This window comes from Corynebacterium sp. HMSC064E10 (assembly GCF_001812505.1).
In the GTDB taxonomy this organism is placed as follows: Bacteria; Actinomycetota; Actinomycetes; order Mycobacteriales; family Mycobacteriaceae; genus Corynebacterium; species Corynebacterium amycolatum.
This window is the reverse complement of record NZ_KV809173.1, coordinates 807553-834117: the sequence shown is the minus strand read 5'-3', so window position 1 is coordinate 834117 and position 26565 is coordinate 807553. Positions and strand designations below refer to the sequence as shown.

General features: G+C 57.5%; 23 protein-coding genes and 1 tRNA gene. 12 read left to right on the top strand and 12 right to left on the bottom strand.

From position 1 onward, the window contains the following. Positions 1 to 14 precede the first annotated feature (14 nt). The gene (ybaK, locus tag HMPREF2860_RS05485) at positions 15 to 527 is read right to left on the bottom strand and encodes a Cys-tRNA(Pro) deacylase (RefSeq protein WP_070628647.1); all 513 of its coding nucleotides are present in this window, start codon (positions 525 to 527) and stop codon (positions 15 to 17) included. Between the two features lie 97 nt (positions 528 to 624). Between ybaK and HMPREF2860_RS05480 the strand changes: the two genes are divergently transcribed. Together HMPREF2860_RS05480 and rsrA are read left to right on the top strand one after the other, a co-directional pair. Further along, the gene (locus HMPREF2860_RS05480; RefSeq protein ID WP_016422221.1) at positions 625 to 1254 is read left to right on the top strand and encodes a sigma-70 family RNA polymerase sigma factor; all 630 of its coding nucleotides are present in this window, start codon (positions 625 to 627) and stop codon (positions 1252 to 1254) included. Continuing rightward, positions 1251 to 1559 (top strand): mycothiol system anti-sigma-R factor, encoded by a 309-nt coding sequence (gene rsrA / locus HMPREF2860_RS11400; protein WP_016422222.1) that lies wholly within the window; start codon positions 1251 to 1253, stop codon positions 1557 to 1559. Before HMPREF2860_RS05480 ends, rsrA begins: the two co-directional genes overlap by 4 nt. A gap of 130 nt (positions 1560 to 1689) precedes the next feature. Here rsrA and HMPREF2860_RS05470 read toward each other — a convergent pair. The 4 genes from HMPREF2860_RS05470 to HMPREF2860_RS05460 all read right to left on the bottom strand — a co-directional run bounded on the left by HMPREF2860_RS05470 (position 1690) and on the right by HMPREF2860_RS05460 (position 4139). Further along, positions 1690 to 1762: transfer RNA gene (locus HMPREF2860_RS05470), tRNA-Ala, on the bottom strand. A 365-nt stretch (positions 1763 to 2127) separates the two neighbouring features. After that, positions 2128 to 2202, bottom strand: coding sequence for a 50S ribosomal protein bL37 (locus tag HMPREF2860_RS11395; protein ID WP_014300525.1), 75 nt, complete (start codon positions 2200 to 2202; stop codon positions 2128 to 2130). 75 nt (positions 2203 to 2277) lie between these two features. Further along, positions 2278 to 2547, bottom strand: coding sequence for a WhiB family transcriptional regulator (locus HMPREF2860_RS05465; RefSeq protein WP_005511107.1), 270 nt, complete (start codon positions 2545 to 2547; stop codon positions 2278 to 2280). 485 nt (positions 2548 to 3032) lie between these two features. Next, the gene (locus tag HMPREF2860_RS05460) at positions 3033 to 4139 is read right to left on the bottom strand and encodes a diacylglycerol/lipid kinase family protein (RefSeq protein WP_224786649.1); all 1107 of its coding nucleotides are present in this window, start codon (positions 4137 to 4139) and stop codon (positions 3033 to 3035) included. A gap of 100 nt (positions 4140 to 4239) precedes the next feature. Between HMPREF2860_RS05460 and HMPREF2860_RS05455 the strand changes: the two genes are divergently transcribed. Further along, the gene (locus HMPREF2860_RS05455) at positions 4240 to 4698 is read left to right on the top strand and encodes a hypothetical protein (protein WP_224786648.1); all 459 of its coding nucleotides are present in this window, start codon (positions 4240 to 4242) and stop codon (positions 4696 to 4698) included. On the opposite strand, the gene HMPREF2860_RS05450 is transcribed toward HMPREF2860_RS05455, so the two are convergent. Beyond that, positions 4695 to 6026, bottom strand: coding sequence for an Rv3212 family protein (locus HMPREF2860_RS05450; protein ID WP_038627943.1), 1332 nt, complete (start codon positions 6024 to 6026; stop codon positions 4695 to 4697). The genes HMPREF2860_RS05455 and HMPREF2860_RS05450 overlap by 4 nt on opposite strands. Before the next feature lie 69 nt (positions 6027 to 6095). Then, positions 6096 to 7460 (bottom strand): DEAD/DEAH box helicase, encoded by a 1365-nt coding sequence (locus HMPREF2860_RS05445; RefSeq protein ID WP_038627946.1) that lies wholly within the window; start codon positions 7458 to 7460, stop codon positions 6096 to 6098. Between the two features lie 94 nt (positions 7461 to 7554). On the opposite strand from HMPREF2860_RS05445, the gene HMPREF2860_RS05440 reads away from it, so the two are divergent. From HMPREF2860_RS05440 to HMPREF2860_RS05410, 7 genes are all read left to right on the top strand, one after another. Next, complete coding sequence (locus HMPREF2860_RS05440; RefSeq protein ID WP_224786647.1) at positions 7555 to 7779, top strand: DUF3107 domain-containing protein; 225 nt, start codon at positions 7555 to 7557, stop codon at positions 7777 to 7779. After that, positions 7779 to 8687, top strand: coding sequence for a DUF3152 domain-containing protein (locus HMPREF2860_RS05435; RefSeq protein WP_038627952.1), 909 nt, complete (start codon positions 7779 to 7781; stop codon positions 8685 to 8687). The genes HMPREF2860_RS05440 and HMPREF2860_RS05435 overlap by 1 nt, the downstream gene beginning before the upstream one ends. 9 nt (positions 8688 to 8696) lie before the next feature. Next, positions 8697 to 9548, top strand: coding sequence for a TIGR02569 family protein (locus tag HMPREF2860_RS05430; protein WP_038627955.1), 852 nt, complete (start codon positions 8697 to 8699; stop codon positions 9546 to 9548). A gap of 103 nt (positions 9549 to 9651) precedes the next feature. Beyond that, positions 9652 to 13002, top strand: coding sequence for an ATP-dependent helicase (locus tag HMPREF2860_RS05425; RefSeq protein ID WP_235191231.1), 3351 nt, complete (start codon positions 9652 to 9654; stop codon positions 13000 to 13002). Between the two features lie 2 nt (positions 13003 to 13004). Next, complete coding sequence (locus HMPREF2860_RS05420) at positions 13005 to 16499, top strand: ATP-dependent helicase (protein WP_038627960.1); 3495 nt, start codon at positions 13005 to 13007, stop codon at positions 16497 to 16499. A gap of 115 nt (positions 16500 to 16614) precedes the next feature. Then, a complete protein-coding gene (locus HMPREF2860_RS05415) occupies positions 16615 to 17682 on the top strand; it encodes a potassium channel family protein (protein ID WP_049182182.1) in 1068 nt (355 codons plus the stop codon). A 119-nt stretch (positions 17683 to 17801) separates the two neighbouring features. Then, positions 17802 to 19871 (top strand): ATP-dependent DNA helicase UvrD2, encoded by a 2070-nt coding sequence (locus tag HMPREF2860_RS05410; RefSeq protein ID WP_052155631.1) that lies wholly within the window; start codon positions 17802 to 17804, stop codon positions 19869 to 19871. 26 nt (positions 19872 to 19897) lie between these two features. Here the strand turns inward: HMPREF2860_RS05410 and HMPREF2860_RS05405 are convergent, their stop codons facing one another. Further along, positions 19898 to 20833, bottom strand: a complete 936-nt coding sequence (locus tag HMPREF2860_RS05405) for a TOMM precursor leader peptide-binding protein (RefSeq protein WP_224792266.1) — start codon at positions 20831 to 20833, stop codon at positions 19898 to 19900. Between the two features lie 68 nt (positions 20834 to 20901). On the opposite strand from HMPREF2860_RS05405, the gene HMPREF2860_RS05400 reads away from it, so the two are divergent. Then, a complete protein-coding gene (locus HMPREF2860_RS05400; protein WP_016422236.1) occupies positions 20902 to 21432 on the top strand; it encodes a YgjP-like metallopeptidase domain-containing protein in 531 nt (176 codons plus the stop codon). Between the two features lie 4 nt (positions 21433 to 21436). On the opposite strand, the gene HMPREF2860_RS05395 is transcribed toward HMPREF2860_RS05400, so the two are convergent. Next, positions 21437 to 22939 (bottom strand): zinc-dependent metalloprotease, encoded by a 1503-nt coding sequence (locus HMPREF2860_RS05395; RefSeq protein WP_038627963.1) that lies wholly within the window; start codon positions 22937 to 22939, stop codon positions 21437 to 21439. A 139-nt stretch (positions 22940 to 23078) separates the two neighbouring features. On the opposite strand from HMPREF2860_RS05395, the gene HMPREF2860_RS05390 reads away from it, so the two are divergent. Next, positions 23079 to 24152, top strand: a complete 1074-nt coding sequence (locus HMPREF2860_RS05390; protein WP_038627965.1) for a YlbL family protein — start codon at positions 23079 to 23081, stop codon at positions 24150 to 24152. Between the two features lie 37 nt (positions 24153 to 24189). Here the strand turns inward: HMPREF2860_RS05390 and HMPREF2860_RS05385 are convergent, their stop codons facing one another. The 3 genes from HMPREF2860_RS05385 to HMPREF2860_RS05375 form a co-directional block, all read right to left on the bottom strand. Continuing rightward, positions 24190 to 25617, bottom strand: coding sequence for an alanine/glycine:cation symporter family protein (locus tag HMPREF2860_RS05385; RefSeq protein ID WP_038627968.1), 1428 nt, complete (start codon positions 25615 to 25617; stop codon positions 24190 to 24192). 69 nt (positions 25618 to 25686) lie between these two features. After that, positions 25687 to 26112 carry a fluoride efflux transporter FluC gene (locus HMPREF2860_RS05380; protein WP_038627971.1) on the bottom strand — a complete coding sequence of 142 codons (426 nt, stop codon included), beginning with the start codon at positions 26110 to 26112 and terminating at the stop codon, positions 25687 to 25689. Further along, positions 26109 to 26528 (bottom strand): fluoride efflux transporter FluC, encoded by a 420-nt coding sequence (locus HMPREF2860_RS05375; protein ID WP_224792265.1) that lies wholly within the window; start codon positions 26526 to 26528, stop codon positions 26109 to 26111. Before HMPREF2860_RS05375 ends, HMPREF2860_RS05380 begins: the two co-directional genes overlap by 4 nt. Between the last annotated feature and the right edge of the window lie 37 nt (positions 26529 to 26565).

Below are 26565 nucleotides of genomic sequence, written 5' to 3'. Positions count from 1 at the left end.
GAGTAGCCGCAGGATTAGCGGGCGATGTCGGCGACCGTGGCGTCGCAAAGCGAAACCAAATCAGCGGGTGACAGTTCGATGTCCCACCCGCGGCGACCACCGGAGACGAACACAGTGTCGGAGAGAGTGGCTGTCTCATCAATGACGGTGGGGAGCTTGCGGCGACCGCCAAGCGGGGAGATGCCGCCGGGAATGTAGCCGGTGGCAAGTGACGCGTCATGGGGGTCGGCCATCGTGGCCTTGGAAGCCCCGATAGCCGCGGCGGCGGCCTTGAGGTTGAGCATTCCGGTGGCGGGAACGACGGCGATGGCCAGCCCAGTGCGTTTGCCGGATAGCTCGATAATGAGAGTTTTGAAGATGCGTTCGGGCTCGATGCCGAGGTGCTCTAGCAGCCAAGAGGCGGCCTCTTCGCCGAAGTTGTCGCTGCCGTGGGGGAATTGGTGAACGTGGAAGTCGATTCCGGCGTTATGACAGAAGGCGATGGCCGGGGTGGCGGCAGCGGATTTTTTGGCGGACTTCTTCGACATAATTTCCCATCGTTGCACATCAGCGCAATTACGCTACGAAATGCCTGGTGACGGGGGTCTGCCGACTCGTGGGTGCGGATGTTTTAGGATAGGTAGCATGTCAGGTGATCAGACAGGAACATCGGCCATCCGGACTGATGAGTCGGATGAGGAGCTTGCGCAGCGCTTTGAGCGTGATGCCATGCCGCTTTTGGATCAGCTCTATGGAGCGGCGCTGCGGATGACACGCAACCCCGCCGATGCCGAAGACCTGGTGCAGGAGACCTATATAAAGGCTTTTCAGGGCTTCCGCTCCTACAAGCCGGGCACGAATCTGAAAGCATGGCTCTACCGCATTCTGACGAATGCGTACATCAACAACTACCGCAAGGCGCAGCGTCGTCCTGCCGAGTACGCCACCGATGACATCACCGATTCACAGATCGCGGAAACCGCGTCGCACACTTCGATAGGGCTGCGCTCTGCTGAGGTTGAAGCGCTGGAAAAGCTTCCTGACGAGGAAATTCGTGACGCTTTGATGAGTCTCAAAGAGGATTACCGGATGGTGGTCTACTACGCCGATGTCGAGGGATTGCCCTACAAGGAAATCGCCGAAATCATGGGCACACCCATCGGAACTGTGATGAGTCGGCTCCACCGTGGAAGAAAACAGCTCCGAGACGCGTTGCACAACGTAGCCGTGGAACGTGGATTCTTGAAAGAAGAGAAGGGAGATTCTCCGCGATGAGCCGAGAGTCGAGCCAAGATATGGAGCAGACGCCAGAGCGCGGGCACGCCTGTGAAGATGCTTTCTGTCAGGATGTCCACTCGCGCCTACACGCATTTTTGGATGGCGAGTGTGATTCGGAGGAGCGCCGCTTTCTCGAGGAACACATTCACAAATGCCCTCAGTGCTTAGAAGAGTTCGGTTCCGAGCAAGCTATCCGACGGCTGCTGCGCCGGTGCTGCCAGCAACCTGCCCCTGAGGACCTCCGCCAGCGCATTACCACCCGCATACGCGTGTCCTATACGCGGGTGGAGTACCGCAGGTAGTTGCTGGCGGCTAGGTTTTGGCGTGTATTCCTTTGATGCTTAATGCGATGTTTCGTAATGCGGTAGTGCGAAATACGGAAAATCCCAGGTCATGGAGATGTGGCCTGGGATATTTTTGTGGAATTATTTGTGGAGCTAAGGGGAATCGAACCCCTGACCTTCGCATTGCGAACGCGACGCTCTACCAACTGAGCTATAGCCCCATTACTTTCGAGCAACCTAGCTGGAGCTCCTGTAAAAGCTCTATTTTTAGACGTTACTCCCGGTGGGGTTTGGGCTCCAAACTCGCTGGTAGTGATCTGGCGGATGGTTAATCCTGAAAAGCGAGGATGGGGTATCGAAGAGGTATCGAAAAGGTGCAGAAAGTGACTAGGTTTATGACAAAAAACCGCGGGTGAATTCAATTCACGTGTCATAAACCTAGTCAGTTTCAGACCTGCTACCCGTTGAGCTCTCCATTGGAGACACAAAAACTCCACCTCGTCCTTCGATGCAATACCGAGTTGTGTCGGGGTGGAGTGAGATGTCTTAGCCAGTGATGGCTAAGGCTGCTGTAACTAAGGGCAACTTAGCTGTTCGGACGCTTGCCGTGGTTAGCCTTGTTCTTACGGCGGTCCTTGCGCTTACGGCCACGCTTGCTCATAGCTGGGCTCTCTTTCTATCGGGTTAAACAGGTATCAACCGGTATAGATTACACGGTAAGGGGTAAGTCTTTTAATTAGACTGCGGTGCTGGTGCGAGTGCGACGAGTGCGGCCGCGGTTGCGACGGCGCTTCAGTGCGCGACGCTCGTCCTCGCTCATGCCGCCCCAGACACCTGCATCCTGGCCGGTCTCAAGTGCCCAAGCCAGGCACTGAGCGGTAACGGGGCAGCGGTTGCAAACGACCTTGGCCTTAGCAATCTGGGCGAGAGCCGGGCCGGAGTTACCGACTGGGAAGAACAGCTCCGGATCCTCTTCACGACAAACGGCCTTGTGACGCCAATCCATGACAAACTCCTAAAACATTACGAGCCCCGGGTGAGGGCAGGGTTAAATTTCCTTGCGGGAAGGCAGCTCCGGAAATGGATTTCGTCAGACACGACAAATCGCCGTATCTCAACGAGGGTTGGGGTTCATTCCCGGTTGCCCAGGGGTATTAGGCATCTTGGGAGGGGCTACCTGTTGCATCACCTATGCGACGTGAAAGGTAGTGGGGACTCACCAAAGAGTTTGCGCCTAAAAAGGCGAGACTTGCATAGTTGCACATCCAGTGAACTGCGTGCCTGTCTCGCTGACGGTTTACATGTTTTCACGACTGGAGCGGTTCGTAAAGAGCAAAATGAATAAAAGTGCCAAACCTCACAGAAAAGTGAAGTTTTGGTTAAAACGCCAGGTCAAAACTAGCCCCTTGTGGGGGTGATTTTAGTTTTGGTAATTGCAGTAGTGAGGGTGTATGGCGCGTTTTTGTTGGCTTGTCAGTAAACAGTTACAGCTTAAGCCGGGTTTGCCTCGGTCTTTTGGCTTGTACTGAACAGGCGGCGTGTGCGATCCATGGCCTTTTTGGTCACCACAACGAGCAAGCGCTCGTCCACGGGGCGGGTAGCGACCTTCTTGGTGAACTGGTCCTCGGTGTAATCGTCGGCACGCGCCACAAAATTGATTGCGCCTTGCTTAACGCGGATGTTGAGGGAATCGCGCTGATTGATGTACTCGCCGTCCAATTGGAGACGAAGTGGAGCAGTAGCGGTGAGCTGGATGTGCTGAGCGTTGTCAACGCGTCGTTCGCGGGCTTCTATGTGGAAGGGGGAGCGCAGTCGGGTGAAGAAACCGGCCAAATTGGCTGCGGCGACAAGCCCCGTCACTCCCTTTAAAGAAGTGAAGCCATAAAACCCCAGGCCCCTGCGCAGTGACACAGTGGGGTTGGTGACGATGGGGAGGTCGCCGAGGAATGTCCATGGATTGGAGTTGGACACCACAGCCATTGCGAGATCGCGGCCAAATTCCTTGCCGTCGATAGTTGCGGTGATTTGTGGCGGGCTTTTGCGCAACTCGTTCCATGCGGTGAAAATTGCCGGCAAATAGCGCACGGCTTTGGCGCGGGTGCCGTTATGTCGGAGCTGTTCCATGGTGGAAATGACTTCCGCATCGATGCCGATACCGGCATTGACGACGAAGCATCGCTCTGCTGCATGTCCAACGCTAATAGCGCTGCGGGTTCGGGAGCGCAGCAGGCTTGCGATGTACCACGCGGCATCTACGGGGTCGCGGGGAATGCCCAACGCACCTGCCAAGACGTTGGCGCTGCCTGTGGGAATTGTTGCGATGGCAGGCAGGTCAGTGGCAGGCAGTGCGGAGAATGGGTTGGAGTACATGAGCCCATTGACAATCTCGTTAATGGTTCCGTCGCCGCCGAGGGAAATAATGACGTCGTAATCGCGAACCGTTATTCCCGCGACCATTTCCTCAGCATGGCCGGGGTAAGCGGTGAACATGGATGTCAAGCGGATCCCATCGACTGAGCGAAGCGCCCGCACAATGCTGGGCATGCGTCGAGCAGAGTTACTGGTCGAATTCGGATTGGAGATTAGCAACGCACGCACAGGCACCAAGAGTAGTGCATGAATAGACCTGTGATGGGTGCATTGGTCGACTTGCCTCCAGAGTGTATTCATCGGTTCTCACCGGGCTAACATGTAGGGCGTGAGTAACCAGAAAAACAGCAGCAATGCGTCCAAATCGCGTACTACTGACCAGCTTGCGGTAACTGACGGGCCGATGGCCGCACCTCAGGTTGTCGTGGTCGGTGCGTGGATCGGTGTCGCCGAATGTACCCTCGGTCTGGGCTACGGAGTCTTCCTTCTGATTCGTGATTTGATGGGGTACCGCGACGAGGTCGCGGTCATTTCCGGTTGGGGTACCGCGCTGTGGTTCCTTCTCATTTTTGGCTCTGTTCTCGCTGGTGCGATTATGTTGCTGCGTGGCGCCCGTTGGGGGCGCGGGCCGATTATTATGCTCAACCTCTGCTTGCTGGGTGTGGCCTATTACATGTTCCGCTCGAGCGCTTTTCTGCTGGCTCTGCCGACGGCGGCAGCTTCAATTGCGGCGCTGGTCTGTATGTTTAGTCCGAAGGCGATTGACTGGGCTGCCCGCTCTTTTTAAATTTCGATGACGAACGCGTCGACTGACTCACCGCGCTGAACCAGTAGCGTGTCACCGACAACTGCAAGACGCACGGGCAGTTCCGGCTTGTCCGCATCATTTGCATGAGTGGACTTCGCAGCTGCAGGCAACGGGAGTGTGCCGATAATTTCGAGAGTTGAGGCATTCAATACCGCGACTCCGTCAGCGACTGGCATGAAAACATGCTCACCCCATGGAGCTGGGGTCCCTGTGGCCTCAGGAAACTCGAAATCCGGTGCCAGGGTGCTCGGACGGAAGCCAAGTAATCCACGTGGCGACCACCACGTCATGTGATGGGGGAGATCCGTTGTAAAAGGCGCACGCGGGGCATCGCCGTCGGAGTTAGCTTCAGCCGGTGCTGGACGCAGGGTAGTCTCACCCAGCGCCAATTCAGTTAGCATCGTGCCGTCCATACGAAAAACGCGAATGCGATTGTCTGTTAGTACCGCTGCCGTGTCCTGGCCAATCGATACCAGCGACATATCTGCAGTTACTGGACCAAGGTCAATATCGCTCTTGACCTCTGGTTTCCGCGATTCCTCCGGATTTGCCACCTGCATGACCAGGCGTCCGTGACCATCGCAATTGTTTACAACGGCCAGCAGCTCCACGCGTGTGAGCGCACTGATAATCGAACACTCTGGATGTGGCTGCATCTTCGGTTCCGGGGATGCTGGAATCTTGCCGTACTCGACTACTCGGACCAAGTCAGAACGCCACAGCTCCAGGAATCCAGAGTCGTAGACACCCGCGTATGAATTCGAGCGCACGGCGGCAAGGCTGTCAGCCGCAATCGATTTTCGGGTCGCGACATACTGCCCCGAATCGGGTTTGAGTGCAACGGTCTCACCGCAGCCAGCTGCCCCGCGAAAAGTCGCGAAAACTTGGCCATCACTGCCCGAGAGCGCACACAGCGGAATATCTCGTCGATAGTGCCATCGCTCCGTGCCGTCGTTAAGCGAGATAGCACGCACGCCCCGGTCCTCAGCAACGATGAGGGAGTTGTCCATCACCAGTGGCGCCGGGGAGATGGTGTGCGTGCTTGTGCTTGCCGACGATTCGGTGGACCACACCGGCCGGAGAGTATGTGGCATTGCCTCCGGATCGTTCGCAGCCGGGGCTTGCATTGCCGAGCCGGCAGAAGCCGTCGTTTCAGTGCGATCGACCTTGCGGGCCGGGGAAGCGACCCATGTCCAACCGATGACTAGCACTACGGCGATGATGAGAATGACTGATGCGATTCGATTTCGACGCAGTCGGGTCTCTGCAGTGGTGGGCTCAGCGTTGGCTTGTGGTGACTGCAGCACGGTTGGAATGTCCTGTCGACGAGTGGTCGTGGAGAGAAGTGAGGCGGGGGAGTTGGCACGCGCAGCAGTTTAGCGGCGGCGATGAGAATTGGAGTGGCCGTCCCGCCGTGAGTTTCGTCCTTGGCCGCGATTGCGATGGTGAGGCTGTGAGCGGTTGTTTCGCGGACCTCTTCCGCCACGCCCGCGAGGCGGTCGGGACCCCAACACCGGACGGGCTGGCCCGACCTTCTCATCGATTCCCTCGGGGATGTCAAGAGCTTCGGCGAGCTCGGGGGAGGTGGAAAACCACGTCGGAATCTCGGCCATGTCCAGGTCGAGAGCATCTGAAATAGCCTTCCACTTTGCGGTCTCATCCCAGCCGACGAGCGTAACGGCGACACCTCTGTGTCCCGCGCGTCCGGTACGGCCGATGCGGTGGACATAAGTCATTTCGTCATCGGGCACCTGGTGGTTGATGACGTGGGTGACATCGTCGATGTCGATACCGCGAGCCGCGACATCGGTTGCGACCAGGACGTCGACGTCGCCATTGCGGAACGCCGTCAGTGAGCGCTCACGTGCAGGCTGGCCCATATCGCCGTGGACGGCGGTGACCAGGAAGCCCCGCTCGCCGAGCTGCTCAGCAACGGAAGCGGCACCACGCTTTGTACGAGCAAAAATGATGGTGCGACCACGACCGTTGGCTTGCAGGATGCGGGCAATGACTGAAACCTTATCCATTTGGTGCGATTGGAAAACAATCTGCTTAGTGGTCTCATGGACTGTGGCCTCTTCCTCGCCTGATTCAGCGCGGATGTGCACCGGGCGATTCATAAAGGTACGTGCGAGAGTCAGAATAGGGCCCGGCATTGTTGCCGAGAAGAGCATGGTCTGACGTTCATCCGGCACCGCAGCCAGAATCTTCTCGATGTCCGGCAGGAAACCCAAGTCGAGCATTTCGTCGGCCTCGTCGAGAACCAAAATCTTTACGCCTGACAGCTCTAGATTATTGCGCTGGTAAAGATCGATGAGACGGCCCGGAGTGCCGACGATGATGTCCACGCCGCGGTCTAGCTGTTCAATCTGTTCCTCATAGGGGTGGCCACCGTAAATGGTGCATACACGCAGATTGGTTGAGTGCGCAGCGCGGGCTAAGTCCTCGCCGACCTGCACGCACAGCTCACGGGTGGGAACGACGATGATTGCGCGGGCAGTGCCATCCGGTTCTGGAATGCGGGCGTCATCAAAGACGCGGTCAATGAGGGGGACACCAAACCCAAGGGTTTTTCCCATGCCAGTACGGGCTTGGCCGATGATGTCCGTGCCGTCGAGCGCCAAGGGCAGCGTCAGTTCCTGGATGGCAAATGTGCGGTTGATTCCTTCGTCGGCGAGTGCGTCGCAGATTTCCGCGGCGACCCCCAATTCGACGAATGTCGGGGACTGGGACTCTGCCACGGCGACTCCTTTGCTGTTTGTAACCTCACGTGACACGACGGCTTAATCGGTCTCTCTAATCCTAGCCGCTTTGGGAATGGTTATGATGTCACCTATGGACATCACTATTGGATTTGCAGACAATACGCGTGAGCTGAGCATTGAAAACGTCGCTGGTGGCGAGGAGGTCAAGGCTGCGATCTCCCAGAAGCTGGCTGCTGGCGAAGGTGTGATTGAGCTCAGTGACGGCGCTGGTCAGGAGTACCAGATTAATGCTGCCAAGGTCGCCTACGTCCGTACCGGTAATAACGCAGACCGTAAGGTTGGCTTCTTCGCCTAATGACGCAAGAACCCTTTCTCGTACGCATTGCAAGGAGTTGGGGGTGGCGAGCCTATGCCATCCCCGTACTTGTGGTGCTCACAGTCATCATTCTCTTCGACATCTTCACTGCTGAAGATGATTCTCCAGGTTCCGGCAATGGCACTGTCACCTCGCAGAGTGGTAACAGTCGCCCTGGTCCGGTGCCCGGTGAGGGGTACGGTGATGGTTACGAGGGAGGACAGTTGCCACCTGGTCCGGCCTTTGCCACGGAACCCTCGGGAAATTTTAAAGATGTCACCGTGGCGCATCCCCGTGTCGGGGAGGGGCGCCGCAATGCGATCAGGTATTCCGTGGAAATTGAAGACAACATTGATGTTCCTTCAATTGGTGGCGAGCGCGCCTTTGCGGAGACGGTGAACTCGATTCTGGCCGATCCACGTGGCTGGACAGCTAATCCAGATTTTTCTTTCGAGGCAGTGCCTCGCGATCAGGATCCGACGATTGTCGTGCAGCTTTCCGCGACTGGAACCGCACATCAGCTGTGCGGAAACACCTTGGGAATGGAGACCTCCTGTTACCTGTCTGGGCAGCGGGAAGGTGAGCCTGGGCGCGTGGTCGTCAGTATCGCCCGGTGGGTTCGAGGTGCCCTGCCTTTTGAGGGGGACCTGGGATTGTATCGCCAATACCTTATTAATCACGAGGTTGGGCACGGACTTGGGTACGCGGTTCACGAGCCCTGCCCGAGGGATGGCGGTATCGCGCCAATCATGATGCAGCAGACCCTGAGCGTGTCGAACGATGAACTGCATGAAATCGACAGCAGCGAGGTCTATCAGACCGATGGCAAGACGTGTTCTGTCAACGGCTGGCCGTATCCATTTGGGGCGGACGACGATACGGCCGCACCGACTCAGAAAGCAAGGTAGTAGCAGATTATGATTGCCACTCCTCCCGACCGTGTTTTGGAGGCCTTTGGTGCCGAGGGTGAGCCGCATCGTGCCGGGCGAGCTTGGGACAATGGCTGGGTCTACGACGATTCCATTGTCCTTTCGCCGGTACATAATTCGGCGCAGGCGCTGTGGTCTGCAAAGGTTCGCAGCGCGCTAGATGTCGATGGCGTCCGAGTAGCGAAATCCGTGCGTACCAGTGACGGCCGCTTGGTCATTGCTGGGTGGCAAGCCCGTCATTTCATTCCGGGGGGATTCGCGCCACGTGCCGATGAAACCATTGTTGCCGCTGGTCGCGTGGAAGAGTCGCTTGCCAGTATTGAACGGCCACAGTTCCTCCTTGATAAGGAGCCCGATTACTTTGTCATGTGTAATCGCGCAGCTTGGGAATCTGACCCAATCGGCATCCTCGAGCAGCTTCTCGACGCGGATAGCGTCCCCCGCGCCGATTGCGCCGAGGCTCTCACAATCTCCGGTGATCTTCTCCAGTTGCGGGCAGAGATGGTTGTGCCAACGGAGCTTCTGCAGGTCTGTCACGCAGACCTCGTCGGCACGCTGCTTTACGACGGCACGGCCGCCCCCGTTCTCACCGATATCGTGCCAGCATGGCGTGTCCGTGGTTGGACAGCTGCCTTAGCGGCAGTGGATTGTCTGTCCATGATGGGTGCTGATGAAGAGCTACTGCGACGCTTCGATCATTTGCCGGATTTCGGTCAGTTGCTCGTTCGTGCGATGTGCTATCGACTTTTTGTCCACGCTGTTAGTCCAGAATCGCAGCCGGGTGCGTATCGTGGCCTGTTCCGTGCGGCTTCGCTAGTCCGCGCGTTTGTGTCTAAGTAACGCCTGGCAGTATTCACGGGAGTTTTTGGGGCGGGGGTATTTTTACCTCTATTTCGAATGGGTGTTCGAGTGTCTGTCCGGAGGTTGTGCCACAATGGTGCACATGAACGTAGATGGAATGCCGAAGGTTCGGTTCGTCCAGGAGGAACCGCCTCGTCGTCGGCAGTGGTTGGGTACTGCGGTAGAGGCGCTTTTCCCTTCCCATAATCGGGCGCTCGTGGTAGCGAACAAGCTTGTAAACCAGCCTGTTGTGCGCGTTTTAGGCGGCCCAGGGACTGGCAAGAGTTCGCTGCTGGCAGATCTCGCGGTGGACTACATACACTCGGGCATTCCGGCGGACAGCATTTTGGTGGTGTCACAGTCAAAAGAGGCCGCCGCGGAATTGAGGCGGAATATTGACAGGCGTTTTTCCTCTGAACTGGGGGAAGGCGGTTCGTTCGGGGCAGGTCAAGGTGGCATGGTGCGTGCCGTGCATTCACTTGCCTATGCAGTAGTACGTGATGCCGCCGTCAGTCGGGGAGAGCCTGAACCATCGTTGACCACTGGTGCACGCCAAGATGCTGTCGTGCGGCAGCTTTTGGCTGGTCATGCGGAAGATGGTGGTGCGTATTGGCCAGAGCGGTTGCGCCCGGCTCTTCCATTAGTCGGTTTTTCCCGTGCGGTTCGTGACTTTCTGCTGCGTGCAGCTGAGCGGGGGATTGATGCCCCGAGGCTTCAGCAGCTCGGCGTGGACTATGGCATTGAGTCGTGGTGTGCGGCTGGCAAGTTTATGGCGGAGTATCAGCAGACTATGCGGTTGGCGTGGGAGCCCAGCTTGAACGCTGCAGAGATTGTCTCTGCGGCATTGATGGAGCTGGATACAGACGCGCAAGCACTGGCTCGGTGGGGAAAGTCGGTGGTGCTGGTCGATGATGCTGAACACCTATCGCCGGAGGCTGCGCGTCTTGTGGATCGGTTTGTGTCGCAGGCGGCGGTGGCCGTCATTACTGGTGATGAAGATCAATCGGTATTTCACTTCCGCGGTGCTAATAATGACTATCTCCGGGGGATTGGTGAGGTCGAGTACAAGGCAATCCACTTGCAGCAGTCTTACCGCTGTAACGCTGATATCGCGGATTTAGTCAACGCAGTTTCTCAGCGCTTGCCTAAGGCTCCTGCATACCGCGGCATTGTTGGTTCAGTTGGAACACAAGAAGCTAGTGAATCCGACGTTGGAAACAACAGTGAGACCGTCGCAGCGGAAAACTCGTACGCAGCGAAAAGTGCAGTAAAAATAGCTATTCATCCCTCTGAACGTGCACAGCGAGCCACAGTCGCGGACTACTTCCGGCGCCTTCATATTGACGAGGGGGTGGCATGGAAGGATATGGCGGTCATTGTCCGGTCCGGTGCAGGGGAGTCCTCTCTGTTCCGTGCATTGTCGCGTGCGGGTGTGCCTGTGCAGATTGACCCAACGGACATCGTGCTAAGTCATCAGCGATTGGTGCGAGCGCTGATGGTGGCGTTGCGGGCAACTATGAACCAGCTCGATGACGTGGAGTGGGACGAGTTCCTCTCCGGCCCACTGGTCAACATGGATCCGATTGTCAAAGAGCGTCTGCTGCGCGGAATCCGAAAGGCCGACCTGTTCGGCGGGGCCGCGATGACTCAGCTCATCGGAATCTTGAAAGCAGATGGACTCACAACAGAGCAGCTGGAACTTATTGAGTCTCTGTCGCAGCGTGAACGTCAGGCGCTGCAGGTGCCGCTGGATCTATTGAGCGCAGCGCGTGAAGCGTTGCGTGATGGTGTGGAAGCAACTTTGTGGGCAATTTGGCAGTCCACTGGTTTGGCAGACCATCTGGTGGCGGCATCGTTGCGCGGCGGTACAGCTGGAGCATCGGCTGACCGCGACCTGGATGCTGTGATGGCACTGTTCGACTTTGCTGGTGACCGTGTGGAGCTGAATCCAAAGCTGACGGTTGACGGTTTTATCGCTTCTGTGGAAGAACAGGAGCTGCCCATCGGCGCACGTGACCGTAGCGGGGTAGAGCGCGACGCCGTGCGCATTCTCTCAGCGCATGCGGCTCTGGGCAGGCAGTGGAAGGCAGTAGCAGTTGTCGGAGTACAGGAAGGCCAGTGGCCCAGCCTCGGTGTAACTGGCTCGGTGATGAAGCAGAACGAGTTCATCGGTCTCGTCGACCACGGGATTGCACCGCGGGAGTACATCAATTCCATGGCGGATGCGCTAGCGGAGGAACGTCGTTTGCTGCACGTCGCGGTATCACGGGCTAGCGACAGGGTACTGCTGACCGCAGTCGATTCTCCTGATGATGTTGGAGTTCCCAGTCCGTTTGTTATCGAGCTCGTTGAAAAGCTCGGTAATTCGGGGACGGAGCTGGCGAAGCAGTCGGAAGCCTCTTCGGCTGCGAACGGAGTCGGGGCTACGGCTAATGAAGCAAACACCGGCAGTCCGGATGTTGCAGAGGCAGAAGAATCCAAATGGGCCGGTGAAGGCCTGCCACGGGTGCTCTCTGTGGAGTCACTGCTGGCAGAACTGCGTGCAGCCGTTGTAGACGATGCGGAGACTGAGACGCGGCGTCGACAAGCTGCACGTCAACTCGCGCGATTGGCGCAGGTTGAGGTTGCTGGCGCACATCCAGACACCTGGTGGGGGCTCCGTGCACCGTCGACCTCGAAGCCGGTAAATGACAAGAAGCCGATGAGAATCAACCCTTCCAAGGTGGAAGCAGCCCTGAGTTGCCCGCTGAAGGCCATGCTGGATAAATCAGCACCGACATCGGCCATGTATTTAGGCTCTCTACTTCATCAGGCGGTAGAAGCCGTAGCCAAGGGAGTGACTGTACCTGAGGCGCAGTCCGAAATCCGGCGTGTTTTTGGTGACCTGTCCGATGATCCGGAGTGGCGTAAGCGTACTGAGGAAGACACCTGGTTGACAGCGCTGGAGGATTGGCAGCGGTGGATTGAGACTAAGAAAGATATCGGGACCGAGGTTCCGGTAAAAGTCACCATCAACGATGACATCGTGATTGTCGGACGAATCGACCGATTGATTGAAGACGCTGATGGTGCAGTTCAAATCGTCGATATTAAAACCGGTAAGACAGCGCCCTCCGGTAAAGACGTAGAAGAACATGCACAGCTAGCTACATATCAGCTGGCGTTGTCGAAGGGGAAGCTCGTTGAAAGCGGAGATGGGCTTGCTGTGGACAACGGCGAAGGCATTGAACAATCAGGGGCATACCTGGTATTTCCGCGAAAGTCACACAATAAGACCATTATCACTAGTCGAGAACAGTCAAAGCTCACGGAAGACAAGTTGGCTGACTGGGAGCGTCGTGTGGAGCAGGTAGCACGTGCGACGTCTGGCCCGCGTGCCTTGGCGCTCGCTGGTGATCATTGCAAGTTCTGCACGCTTTCGAAGGCGTGCCCGGCAGCAGAAGGGAATCGGTAGCCATGTCGGAGGAACGAACCATCATTGATCCCGTCATCCTGTCGGAGATGATGGGCCAGGACTTTCCGCCCACCCCGCAACAAGCGGCGGTAATCGGTGCACCGATGGAACCAATGCTTGTTGTCGCCGGTGCCGGTGCTGGTAAAACAGCGACAATGGCTTCCCGTGTCGTGTGGTTGGTCGCCAATGGCTTTATCCGCCCAGAAGAAGTTCTAGGTTTGACCTTCACCAGGAAGGCAGCGCGCGAGCTCGGCGTCCGTATCCGACAACAGCTCAATGCGCTTGCTTCCTCTGCCGCATTTCGTGCACAGGCTTCACCAAAGGTACTAGCAAGCCTCGAGGTCATTGCCCCAACCACGCTTACTTACGATGCCTATGCCTCTGAAGTCGTTAGCAATTATGGTCTTTTGCTGCCGACGGAGCCGGGGGTCACCATTATGGATGGCGCGACGCAGTGGCAGTTGGCCTGGGAAACCGCTCGTAATGTGAAGGAAATTGATGTCGATATTGCGCCATCGACTCTGGCCAGTCGCATTATTGAGCTGGGGGCGAACATCGACTCAAACCTTTCTTCACCGCAGGCGATTCGCGAGGAAACCGAAGCATTCATCAGCAATATTGAGCAGACCCCGCAGAAGGGTAAACGCGAGGGGCTAATTGGCGATCTACAGGGCATCGTCGATAAGCAGCGAGAGAGATTAGAGATTTTGCCGCTGGTAGAACAGGTTCGAGCTCGGTGCAATGAAGAAAATGTCGCCACTTTCGGTATGCAGATGGCTCGTGCGGCCCGACTAGCCACCGACTTCGCGGAAGTCGGAGAGGAGGAGCGGCGTCGCTTTAAGATCATCATGCTCGACGAGTACCAGGACACGTCGCACACACAGCGGCTGTTCCTGCGTGCGCTGTTCTCCGGTGGTTGTGTCACCGCTGTCGGCGATCCGATGCAGGCAATTTATGGCTGGCGAGGAGCAACTGCCGAAAACCTTGTGCAGTTTGTCAATGATTTTCCGCGGTCGGATGGGAAGCCAGCGGAGAAAAAGCAACTGACCATTTCTTGGCGAAATCCGCAGTCAGTGCTGCAGCTTGCTAACGCAGTCTCCGACCGTGCTTTCGCGGGGCAGGCTCGTACAGTAGAGGCACTGGATGCCGGTCCAAAAGCAGGTCAGGGCGAAGTGCAGCTTGCTTTCACCGCAACCGGTGAGGAAGAAGTTGCATACATCGCAGATTGCATGGAGGCGCAATTACGCGAATGTGAAGCAGCTGGCAACAAGCTCGATGCCGCCATCCTGGTTCGGACAAATGCTGAATCGGCTGTCTATTTAGATGCACTGTCTGAGCGGGGTGTGCCTGCAATCATCGTGGGACTCGCTGGATTGCTGCATTTGCCCGAGGTCATGGATATCACCTCGGTGATGAAGATATTGGTCGACCCCAGTTCAGACCAGGATGCTCTGCGTCTGCTGCTCAGCCCACAGGTCAATTTGGGTGCCGCAGACGTGGAGGCACTTCGCACTCGTGTAGACCAGCTGGCAATGGCAGGCAAGGACGAGTTGGCCCGAAAGAAGGGCAACCTCGAAGAGACTTCAGACTCCTCACCGCTTTCCCAGCTCGCTCGCCAGTATGACAAGCTCGTGGAAGATGCCGAAGCAGCATCGTCCGCGGTGGGGCTGGGGCACGCCATCGCCGACCCGGATATTCGTTTTTACGACGGCACCCCGCTAGCGCGCGGCAGTGTGGGAAAAAATGGGCGGTTGGTCTGCAGCGAGTCACTGAACTACACAGATGAAGCAATGGCGCGCATCGCACAGTTGGGTGCAAGCCTACGAAAACTACGTCGGTTCTCGCTGAATAAGCCTCTACCGGAACTGGTCGAGGACATCGCTACTGAGTTTGGAATTCGCGTAGAAGCAGCGGCTGGACAGTACGGTTCCGCTACCGCGATAACCAGGCCGACGACTGCGCATCTGGATAGGTTTGTCGATATCGCTGCGACGTATTCGCAAAATATCTCGGACGATGTGACAGGGTTTTTGAACTATTTGGAGTTCGCTGTCGAACACGATGATGGTTTGGAACGGGCACCTATGAACATGCCGGAAAACTGCGTCCAAATCATGACTATGCACAAGTCAAAGGGGTTGGAGTGGGAAACGGTTGCTGTCCCGGGCATCACCACCAGCAAGTTCGACAGAGTTGATTTGTCATCGTGGCTCACCAATTCAGTTCAGCTTCCTCCTGGTGCAATTACCCAAGTGGATCCGCTAACGGCTAGTGCAGAAACAACAGGGGATGCAACACAGCTTGCAGCAGGCGATTGGGCTCCCGTCGCTGATTCTGTCGATAGCAATGCCCCCGAACTGGACATATCAGGCGCAGATAACCAAACCGACCTCAACAAGGTAATCAAAGCCTACAAGGAAGAGCTGCGAGAAGTGGAGAGGGAAGAAAAACAGCGCCTCTTCTACGTTGCCATGACTCGCTCCGCGAAAAAGCTCATTGTCACTGCAAGCAGGCGGCCTAATCCGAGCTTGAAGAAACCCACCGACGTGTCGGCGGACTTCGCAGCCATCGCCACGCAATTCAGCGACTATGTGGTGTCGTGGACAGATGGGGAGGACCCTGAGGTAGAGGACACCGAAGTCGATCTGGACTGCGACACTGCGGTTGATGGGGTGGTCTGGCCCGTCGATACCCTGGGCAACCGCCGAGATAGTGTGCAGCGAGCAGCCGAAAGCGTCATGCGCTACATGGGCGAAGACCAGGATGAGCGCCCCATTGCAGGTGACCTGTCTGAGGTATGGGAAACGGAAACGACCATTCTCGTGGATGAAATCCGTCGAGCTAAGGCCGCGGAGATTCATCTACCAATGCCGACAAGCATGTCCACTAGCGAATACCAAGCCATGATTGCGGATCCGGTCGCGTTTGCTCGTCGGAAAGCACGCCCGGTGCCGTTTAAGCCAAACCGATTCGCGCGCCGAGGTACGGCATTCCACGCTTGGTTGGAGAATCGCTTCGGTGCACACAGCCTGCTGGACGATGAGGATCTCTTCGGGAATCAACTGGATGACTTCCTCGGCACAGAACAAGTCGCGTCCGAACGCGAACTTGAGAAGTTGAAGGCGAATTTCGAGGCATCCGAGTGGGCTGACCGCACGCCAGTGCATGTGGAAGTGCCGTTTGAAATTGCCATTGGGCAACGGCGGGTCGTCGGCCGAATCGACGCGGTGTTTAAGGACAACGGGAAGTGGAGCGTCATTGACTGGAAGACAGGCCAGATGCCGCGCGGAAAGGAAAGGGAAGTAGCGGCGCTACAGCTGGCGATTTACCGCTTGGCGTGGTCGGATAGGCTGCGTGAGATGGGAGTGGAAACGGCCCCCGAAGACATTGAAGCCGGGTTCTTCTATGTTTCGGCAGGACGAACGCTAATACCAGATGAAGCGCTACTGCCAAGCAGGATAGAGTTGGACAGGAAAATGCGCGAGCTGATTGGATAATCATCTACGTATGTAACTGCCGCGTGGCCGTGGCCAGTTATCCAGGTGAAAGCAGCAGTTTGTATGCGCTATTTTTCACCGGGAGGAGTTTTCATGAAAGGCAGGCGAGGAGCGGTTGCGTAATCCAATTCGGAAATCTTCGGGATACGAAACCGGGCTCAATGATCTTCCCGGGCATGCACTGCTGGGAGTCATTGGTCTGCCTGAGTCCGCGCCGAAGAATCCTTGGCGGCTAATCATACGTCGTTTGAACTACGCCGTGTTTTTGCTGCTGATTGCATCCGTCGTGGTCTACTACGATCACGACGGATACACGGAGCCTCTCACCTTCATCGATGCGGTGTATTACTCGGCTGTCAGCCTGTCGACGACGGGCTACGGTGACATCACGCCGGTCACACAGAGGGCTCGATTACTCAATATTTTGATCATTACGCCACTGCGTGTGGCCTTCCTTGCTCTCTTGGTCGGTACTACTCTGACCGTTTTGACCCAAGAGTCTCGGAAAACCCTGCAAATTCAGCGCTGGAGGAGACAGTTGCGCAACCACACCGTCGTTATCGGATACGGCACCAAGGGTCGTTCTGCCATTGCAGCTCTTCTCGCGGACGGCGTAGATCCGGCAGAAATCGTTGTTATTGATACGGACAAGGAAGCACTCGACCACGCTTCGAATCAAGGCTTGGCGACGGTGCATGGGTCGGCTACTAAATCTGATGTGCTGAAGTTAGCTGGTATTCAGCGTGCCCGCTCTATAGTCGTTGCACCGAACAAAGATGACACAGCGGTGCTGGTCACGTTGTCTGTCCGCGAGTTGGCACCGGGTGCCTCAATTGTGGCTTCAGTGCGTGAATCAGAAAACCGCCACTTGTTGACGCAGTCAGGTGCAGACCAAGTGGTCATTTCTTCTGAAACCGCCGGCCGAATGCTGGGGCTGGCCACGGTGACTCCTTCGGTGGTGGAGATGATGGAAGACCTCCTGAGCCCGGATGAAGGATTCTCTGTTGCAGAGAGGCTCGTCACCGAAGAGGAAATCGGTGCCAGCCCACGGCACCTCGCGGATATTGCACTCGGTGTGGTGCGCTCGGGTGAGCTGTACCGAATTGATTCACCGGAGTGTGAATCGGTGGAGCCAGGCGACCGGCTGCTGTACGTCCGCCGTGTCTACAGCAATGACGAATAGCACTCGGCAAGTTTAAAAATGGGGTCTAACAACTTTTGACTTACTCAGAGGCGGATGTGAACGAGCCGGAATATCTAGCTGGGCTGGATCCAGATCAGCGTGAGGCAGCCACGGCTCCGATGGGGCCGGTGTGCATTCTTGCCGGAGCCGGTACAGGTAAGACCCGAACAATTACTCATCGCATCAAGTACCTCATTGACCAGGGGTTTGTGCAGCCGCAAAAGGTATTAGCGGTGACATTTACCTCGCGTGCCGCAGGGGAGATGCGCGACCGCCTGGCAAAGATGGGAACGCCTGGAGTCCAGGCGCGCACTTTCCACTCGGCATCACTTCGCCAGCTGCGCTACTTCTGGCCCCAAGTCGCCGGTGATATGCCCTGGCAGCTGTTGGATGACAAGAAATTCCGTGTTGTCGCCCAAGCAGTACGTCGAGTGGGCCTGGACACCTCTAAGGAAACAATCCGAGATGTCATGGGCGAGATTGAGTGGGCGAAGGCCACTCTGGCCGGTGCGGATCAGTACCAAGCCGCGCTGCGGGAGCATGGGCGCACGGCGCCGTTGTCCGCGGAGAAAATTGTCGATTGCTATCGCGCTTACGAGGACATAAAAACCACCCCGGACGGGCTATTGCTCGACTTCGACGACCTACTCATTCACACCGCCGGTGCGATGGAGAATTCCCGTGCAGTGGCGGAGGAATTCCGCAACCAGTATCGGTGCTTCGTCGTCGATGAGTACCAGGATGTCACCCCGTTACAGCAGCGAGTTCTCAACGCCTGGCTGGGAGACCGTGACAACCTGACAGTTGTCGGGGACGCCAACCAGACGATTTACTCTTTCACAGGCGCGACTCCGCAATACCTGATGAACTTCTCTCGGGACTACCCGGAAGCCACAGTGGTCCGCCTGCAGCGGGACTACCGATCGACCCCACAGGTCGTCGGGCTGGCCAACAATGTCATCGGCCGTGCGCAGGGACGTATCGCCGGCTCGCGGCTGAAGCTGATTGGGCAGCGTGAAGACGGCCCGGAGCCGACTTTCAATCAGTACGACGATGAGCCAATGGAAGCTCGCGCGACCGCGCGCAGCATCAAGCGACTTATCGACGCAGGTACGCCGGCATCGGAGATTGCCGTTTTGTACCGGATTAACGCACAGTCCGCAGTTTTTGAGCAGGCTTTGTCCGAGGTAGGAGTCGCCTACCAGGTTCGTGGCGGGGACGGTTTCTACCAGCGTCCCGAGATCCGCGATGCCATCGCAGCACTTGTGCGAGTTTCCCGTTCCTCACGGACTGTTCCGACATTGCAGGGCACGAATCTGTTGGATTTGGTCAAGCAGGTTTTCGCGGGTCTTGGCATGACTGACCAAGAGCCGGAAGGCACTGGTGCCAGGGAACGTTGGCAGTCACTGCGCGCCCTATTCGACCTGTGTAAGGACATCGTTCATGCCAACACCGAGGTCAATATCCAGGCGCTCCTCGGCCAATTGCACACTCGGCAGCAGGCCAAGCATCCGCCGACGCTGGATGGCGTGACGTTGGCTAGCCTGCATGCAGCCAAGGGGCTGGAGTGGGATGCGGTGTTCCTCGTTGGGCTTACCGACGGTTCGCTGCCTATCCAACATTCGCTGAATAAATTCGACCGATCTCCTGCACAGGGAGCGGAAGCCATCGAAGAAGAGCGCCGTCTGTTCTATGTCGGCATTACTCGAGCCCGTGAACATCTGGAGCTATCTTGGTCATTGTCGCGGACAGAAGGCGGCCGCAGGTCACGTCGCCGCACACGATTCCTCGATGAACTCGACATTGATGTCTCTGACTACTCGGCGGAGGCACAGCGAAGCTCAAGGAGCTCTAGTTCCCGTGGTAAGCGTCAGCAGTCCAAACAGTGCAAGGGCTGCACTAAGCCATTGCACACCGATGCGGAGCGGATCTCAGGGCGCTGTGAAGAGTGCCCGGTCAGTGCGGATCCTGCGCTACTGGAAGCATTGCGTGCATGGCGCCTGGAAATGTCGAGAGAAATGACTGTCCCCGCATTCGTGATCTTCTCCGATGCGACCCTTCTGGCCATCGGTGAGCAGCAACCGACTACGCCGGAGGAACTTCTGCAGATTCCCGGAATTGGAGAAGCGAAGCTCAATCATTTCGGCGAAGGCATCTTGGGAATCGTCAATTCTTTTGTGAATTCCTAGTCAGATTCTGCTCAAGGAACTTCGAATTACATGAACTGCATCTGCGAGTTGCCATGACCACACACTGGGCACTGCGGGTGGGGAGCAACCGTAGTGCGGGTGATATCGAGGCTTTCCAGATCTATGCGCACCTCTGTCGCACATAGATCTGAGAGGTCCGGTCGCCGCAGCTGCCCAACCAACAGCGGCACCGCTGTGTTCAGCCATTCCGGTGCGGTCACGGGCGTAAAAGTGCGAAGCTGCAGCGCAATCAGTGCCCGGACGGGGTCGCGGTCTCGTCGATAAGCTTCGAAACACATCGAGCAGGGCCCTTGACCTGGCTGAACAAGCGGCCCAAGAATCAGTGCTCCATCGCGGAAATGCGTGTGCAGATGCTCAATTCCACGATGAAACAGAGCGCGAACCAAGGGCATGCTCGGTACTTCCATGCCCGTGACCACCGCGAGCCCGATGTCTTCCGGCGTGGATTGAGATATTTTCAGCGTCGCATTGCGAGTGGGCGACATTGCCTTCGTCCAACTACCGCAACCCGTGCGACGAAGCTCTTTTAAAAGTCCAGTGCGCAAACTGTCCCGACCGATCAGCGTAATCCTCCGTCGTGTCGGTGGTTTTTGGACCAGTGCTGCTCGGTGAAGGTCGGAGATAAGTGCTGTAATGAACTGCGGTGACAGTTTGTCGTGACTGTCAGCAAAGGCCTCGCTTAAGGTGCTACCTCTATGAGCTGCAAGAAGTGCCGAGAAGACAGGCCCCGGCGGGGTGCCGTCGGAAAGCGGCAGAATCATGCTGCGCTCCGGTTCCACGCCGAACTGAATCCGCGCGCCTGGGCGCATGATAATCGGTATCTCCGGGCGCAGCGCGTAGTCCGTGGTAGGCGCGGCAAGCGTTTGTGCTGCGGGTGCGTCCGAACCTATTACGCCAGCCGTACCATCCCGCCCCCGAGACGTATCCCTGTATTCCCCCATAAAAATATCTTTTACCCCGGGGCCAGCTTTTACGCAATCGCAGGGCAGAGCATATACGCTTAAAAAGCATGAGCACCAAGCGACCTGAGTACGGCCCGGATGTTGAGGTTCGGCGCTCGAAGCGCCGCCGCCGTACTGTGTCCGCCCGCGCGGAGGGAAACCGAATCATTGTCATGGTTCCGGACGACCTCAGCGCCGCTGCGGAAAAACAGCAGGTCAATGAAATTGTGGCGCGAGTGCGGAAGAAAGTTGGCAGCAACCTGGATAATTCCGAGCTGGAGCGCCGCGCACGGCTGCTCTCGCGTACGGTGCTGGAAGATCGCCCGCGGTTTGAGTCAATCAAATGGGTCAAGAACATGTCGCGCAGGTGGGCATCGGTCACCGGCGGCGTCGATAGTCCGGGACGTATTCGCATTTCGCACAGGCTTGCCGACGTCCCGGGGTACGTCCTCGACGATGTCATTGTGCACGAACTGGTGCACACTTTCGTCGACGGGGGTCATACCGAAGAGTTCTGGTATTGGGCGGCAAAAGCCCCGTACCACGAACGGGCACGGGGCTATTTAGAGGCGTATCAGCGCTGGGGAACCCAGAGCTAACTAGCTACTTATCGTCATCGGTGTCGCCAGAATTGTCCTCGTCGGTGTCACTGTCCTTGCCCTCAGCCGCGCGTTTTTCGGCTTCTTTGCGCAGCTGCTCTTCAAGCTCTGCGATCGGGTCGAAGTCATCGTTGTCCGAACCGCCAAGAACCGAGTCAATAAAGGCCGCGGGTTCATCCAAATCTTCTGCTACGGGCAGGAAGTCCGGGTGATCCCAGACCTTGTCACGTTGCTCGATGCCCACAGCGGTGGTCAGGCGGTGCCACAAGTTGGTTGCCTCACGCACCTTGGGGGAGCCGAGGTCAATGCCGGTGGCCTTCTCCAGCGCCTGCTCAGCACCTTCGGTGGCGCGGCGACGACGCCAGGCTTCATCCAATTGTGCGGCACCCGGTAGACGCTCACCGAGGGCATCGGTGACAACCATGTCCACCCACCCTTCGACCAGTGCTAGCAGCGTCTGGAAACGAGTACGAGCATTCTCGTTACGAGAACGAATCTTCGGACTCAGATCCATATTTTGCAGCTGACTCATAGCCTCCTGCATACGCTGCGGATCCTGCATGTTCTCAATATCCAGACCGCGGGCGGCCTCTTCGATCGCGGAGTAGTCGATGACGATGCCAGCGGCGTACTCCTCGACAGAGGAAATCATGCGTTCAGCCAGCCATGGCACGCGGTCGTAAAGACGTTGGTGTGCAGCTTCGCGGGCAGTGGCGTAGATAAACAGATCGCGCGCTGGAACCTCGAGTTCCTCTGCGAGAGTAACTAGATGTGTTGGCAGCAGTACCGCCGCACCAGTGGTGTGTAGCGGCAGCCCGAGGTCAGAACCAGTCAGGCTCGTCTGTGCCAATTCAGCCAGCGCATTCCCTAGCTGAGTACCGAAACTCATCGAGTTCATCTGACGCATGATGCCCAGCATCGGGCCCATCATCTCGCGAGCTTCTTCTGGAACGCCCTCGAGGGAGGCATCACTCATGCGGCTGGCGACGGGATCGACAAGGCGAGTCCATGTCGACTTGGTGTTCTCCAACCACTGCAGGCTATTCCACGCTTCTACGCGGTTGACACCAGCGGGAAGGGAGGTGACGTCATCTAGCCACAGTTCGGCCAGGCGCAAGGAATCAGCCAGCGCCTCGCGGGCCGAGTCCTTCACCGGAGCTGGGTTACCAAGACGGGTCCGCGCAACGCGCTCGGCCGCGTCGTAGTTGACAGGGCCAGAGTTAGACTCCTGGAATCGCTGCCCCATGCCGGAGAACATCTCGCCGAACTGGTTGAGAATATCGCCCAAGTTCGGCTGTTCTCCTTTGCCAGAGGCGCCGCTGCCGGGCTGCCCGGGGCCGCCGAAACCGAAGCCACCGGCGCCGCCCATGCCACCGAAGGGGAACCCGAAGAAACCGAAAGGACCGCCCTGGCCGCCCTGACCGCCCTGGCCGGAGTCATTGTTGCCAGCGTCGTCACGATCGTCATCATTGTCGTTCGGACCAAAGCCAAATCCGTTAGAACTCATGCTCCCACCGTACCGGGCAATGACCCGCGTGAGTACTTAAAAGCACCACTTTATTGGCAACTTCGCGCCCAGCGAACAGACACGAACAACATTCATCAGGTGTCCAGTAGGCAGATAGCGAGAATGTAGGGTGTTATTTGTGAATCGTCGTACCCAAACTCTTGTTGCGGGCGCTGTGCCCATCGCCGCGTTGGCAACTGTGCTTTCGCTGCCAACGCTGACAGTTCCCTATGCCGCGCAGGGGCCTGGCCCGGTCTTCGACGTCCTCAGCGATGTCGAGGGAAAGAGCATTATCTCGGTCAGCGGCAGTGCTGCGGACTCCGAACGCTCTAAGGGCACGCTGGATATGACAACCGTCGCAGTCAGGCATAACCTGACATTGCCGCAGGTCATTGGCCTGTGGTTTGATCGTGACAACGATATCGTCCCCATTGAGGCGGTCTTCCCTCCGGGCCAGAGCCAGGACGAGGTGGAAGAGGAGAACAAGGCTGCATTCACCGAGTCGGAGGCCAACGCCACCTCCGCTGCACTGGCACATCTCGGGTTGCCGATGGAAGTCACCGTCGCCTACACAGTGCCGGATAGTCCCGTCGATGGGCGACTGCATGAAGACGATGTGATTCTCGCAGTGGATGGGGTGGCAGTAAGCAAGCCCGAGCAAGTCAAGGCGATTATTGCCGGACGCAACCCGGGCGATACTGTCACGTTGAGGGTCAAGCCTGCGACCGTCGATAAGCAGAAGGCTGCTAAGGGCGAGGACTCTGCCCCCGAGAAAGCCGTCGATATTTCTGTGACACTGGCGGAAAACCCGCATCAAAAGAATGCCGCGCTGCTCGGCGTGGGGATGGGGGCGCAATCCGCGGACGACACCAAAGTTGAGTACCAGCTCAGCGGCATTGGAGGTCCGTCGGCGGGTCTCATGATGACGCTTGGAGTGATTGACAAGCTGAGTCCAGGCGATCTGACCGAGGGGCAGCACCTCGCTGGCACTGGCACTATTGACGCTGCCGGCAACGTGGGCGAAATCGGTGGCATTACACACAAAATCTCGGCTGCCCGAGATGAGGGCGCCGAGATGTTCTTCGTGCCGGAAGGCAATTGCGCAGAAGCTGTGACTGCCGACCGAGGCGATATGAAGTTGGTAAAGGTCTCTGTGCTTGACGACGCGCTTGCGGCAATCGAAAAGCCGGAGACCGCGCAGACCTGCTCGTAGTTTTGCCGTAGCCCTTACGGGCAGCAGGTAGTTTCAGTTAGTTCTTACTGAAAGCCTCGAAGTCTTGCTGAGACTGCCACTTGTCGATTTCCGCAGCCGTTGCGCGAAGTTGAGGGTCAAATTCGAGGTATGCCTTTGTCTCACGCGCGATGAGCCCGGACAGGACAATCAGACCGATGAGGTTCGGCAGCGCCATCAGGCCGTTGAGGGCCGAGGCGACGGACCAGACGGTTTCCAGCTGAGTTACCGCGCCGACGAAGACCACGCAGGTGAAGACCGCACGGTAGAGGCCGGTGCCGCGGCGACCGACCAGGGACTCGAAGGCGCGCTCACCGTAGTAGGACCAGCCCAGCATGGTGGAGAATGCGAAGAAGACAACCGACAGCGTGACGATGGTGCCACCCCAGTGGCCCGGCAGACCGCGGGAGAATGCCTCAGCGGTCAGAGCGCCAGTGTCGACGTTGCCATCCTGCCAAACACCGGTGCTGATGATAACCAGGCCGGTGAAGGACACGACGATGATGGTGTCAATGAAGGTCTGAGTCATGGAGACCAAACCCTGACGAACTGGGTGAGTCGTCGATGCGGCGGCAGCGGCGATAGCACCGGAACCCAGGCCCGACTCGTTGGAGAACAGACCGCGGGCAACACCCATCTGCAGGGCGAGAATGAGCGTGGATCCTGCGAACCCACCAACGGCCGCGGTGCCGGTGAAAGCATCGGTGAAGATGAGCTTGAAGGTTTCGGGCAGCGCCGAGACATTGGCGACGAGCACCCACACGGCCGCACCGATGTAGAGCACAATCATCATCGGCACAAAGCTGGCGGTGATGCGGCCAATCGACTTAATGCCACCCATCAGAGCTGCACCTACCAGGATGAACATAATCATGCCGGAGAGCGTCGGATCGATGTCGAAGCTGTTTTCCAGGTTCGAGGCCACGGCATTGCCCTGGGTTAGGTTGCCGATACCAAACGCCGCCAGCGCAGCGAAGACGGCGAAGAGAATGCCCAGCGTCTTACCAAAACCATTCGGGATGGCCTTGCGCAGGTAGTACTGCGGACCACCGGACTGTTCGCCAGCTGCATCGGTCTGGCGGTACTTCACGCCCAGGAATGCCTCGGAGTACTTCGATGCCATACCTAGCAGGCCGGTTACCCACATCCAGAACAGCGCACCGGGTCCACCTAAGCCGATTGCGGTAGCGACACCGACAATGTTGCCGACACCGACAGTTGCCGCGAGAGCCGTCGCCAGCGCCTGGTAGTTGGTGATATCTCCCTCGGCGTCGTCGTCGTTACGGTCGATGAGTCCGAGGCGCAGTGCCGAGCCGAGTTTGACCAGGTGAATTGCGCCCAGGCGAATGGTCAAGATGATTCCGGTGCCGATCAGCGCGGGGATGAGGAGGTACGGACTCCAAATAAAACTATCCGCCGCTGAGACAAAATCGCTGAAGCTTTCCATGCTGTGGAACTTTACTGGTAGAAAGCCTAAACCCAATCATTAAATTCTCAGAAAATGATTATTGCGCTACTAATTCGCCACAAGTGGGGGTAAACGCATTCCGGCGAAAACAAAGATCATTCCGCCAATCAGTGTGAGAGCAACGTACCCACATGCCCTCCAAAAGTGTTGGTTTTTAAGGCGTGTGATCTCTCCGGCGAGTGTGGACCACGTCGACAGGCCGCCGGCGAAGCCAATCATCACCGTCGCATAGGCCAGGGCAGGGGTCATGCCGTCGCTTGTCGACGTTCCCCGCGACCACACCACAGCAGCGGCACCGGCGACGAAGCAGGCAATCATATTCGCGGTCCACGTTCCGGGCAGTTTGGAATCAGCCCACTTCACCGCAAGTTCGGCCAGCGTATAGCGCAGCGCTCCACCTACTGCGGCGCCAACTGCGATAGCGAGAATGGCAGAGAGCGCCGAGGGAAAAGAACTGAGGAGATCGCCGGTCATTCCGCAACCTCCCGCGCACACTTGGTTCCCAACCAGTAGGCGAGGGGACAACACAGCAGGTGAATAAGCCCAACGCTCACAATCAGCACGACTGACGTGTCCGCCTGTGCCAATAGGAGAATGACAAAGGCGGAGAAAGTGGTGAAGCCGCCACAAAAGCCAGTACCGCAGAAAGCGGAAAGCCGAGGATTAGCAAACGCGATACTGCTGACCAGGCCGAAGAGAAGGCAGCCCAGTAAGTTGATGACAGTCGTCGAGATTGCGCTAATTCCCGAGCCAACGATTGCATCGATCGCCGCTCCGAACAGAAAGCGACCTACTGCGCCAACAGCGGCGCCGCCGGCCACGGCCAGAGCTGTCAGACCCTGCGCTCGTCCTGCTGATGGCAGCTTCGGAGCAACAGATTCCTCATTCACGGTGAAAACGCTAGCACAGCGGCTAAGGGGGGGGGGG

Excerpts from the sequence above, each read along its gene's own strand:
- ybaK (WP_070628647.1), bottom strand. The coding sequence starts at position 527 with ATGTCGAAGAAGTCCGCCAAAAAATCCGCTGCCGCCACCCCGGCCATC.
- HMPREF2860_RS05480 (WP_016422221.1), top strand. The coding sequence starts at position 625 with ATGTCAGGTGATCAGACAGGAACATCGGCCATCCGGACTGATGAGTCG.
- rsrA (WP_016422222.1), top strand. The coding sequence starts at position 1,251 with ATGAGCCGAGAGTCGAGCCAAGATATGGAGCAGACGCCAGAGCGCGGG.
- HMPREF2860_RS05465 (WP_005511107.1), bottom strand. The coding sequence starts at position 2,547 with ATGGATTGGCGTCACAAGGCCGTTTGTCGTGAAGAGGATCCGGAGCTG.
- HMPREF2860_RS05440 (WP_224786647.1), top strand. The coding sequence starts at position 7,555 with ATGGACATCACTATTGGATTTGCAGACAATACGCGTGAGCTGAGCATT.
- HMPREF2860_RS05435 (WP_038627952.1), top strand. The coding sequence starts at position 7,779 with ATGACGCAAGAACCCTTTCTCGTACGCATTGCAAGGAGTTGGGGGTGG.
- HMPREF2860_RS05430 (WP_038627955.1), top strand. The coding sequence starts at position 8,697 with ATGATTGCCACTCCTCCCGACCGTGTTTTGGAGGCCTTTGGTGCCGAG.
- HMPREF2860_RS05425 (WP_235191231.1), top strand. The coding sequence starts at position 9,652 with ATGAACGTAGATGGAATGCCGAAGGTTCGGTTCGTCCAGGAGGAACCG.
- HMPREF2860_RS05420 (WP_038627960.1), top strand. The coding sequence starts at position 13,005 with ATGTCGGAGGAACGAACCATCATTGATCCCGTCATCCTGTCGGAGATG.
- HMPREF2860_RS05410 (WP_052155631.1), top strand. The coding sequence starts at position 17,802 with ATGGGGCCGGTGTGCATTCTTGCCGGAGCCGGTACAGGTAAGACCCGA.
- HMPREF2860_RS05405 (WP_224792266.1), bottom strand. The coding sequence starts at position 20,833 with ATGGGGGAATACAGGGATACGTCTCGGGGGCGGGATGGTACGGCTGGC.
- HMPREF2860_RS05400 (WP_016422236.1), top strand. The coding sequence starts at position 20,902 with ATGAGCACCAAGCGACCTGAGTACGGCCCGGATGTTGAGGTTCGGCGC.
- HMPREF2860_RS05395 (WP_038627963.1), bottom strand. The coding sequence starts at position 22,939 with ATGAGTTCTAACGGATTTGGCTTTGGTCCGAACGACAATGATGACGAT.
- HMPREF2860_RS05385 (WP_038627968.1), bottom strand. The coding sequence starts at position 25,617 with ATGGAAAGCTTCAGCGATTTTGTCTCAGCGGCGGATAGTTTTATTTGG.
- HMPREF2860_RS05380 (WP_038627971.1), bottom strand. The coding sequence starts at position 26,112 with ATGACCGGCGATCTCCTCAGTTCTTTTCCCTCGGCGCTCTCTGCCATT.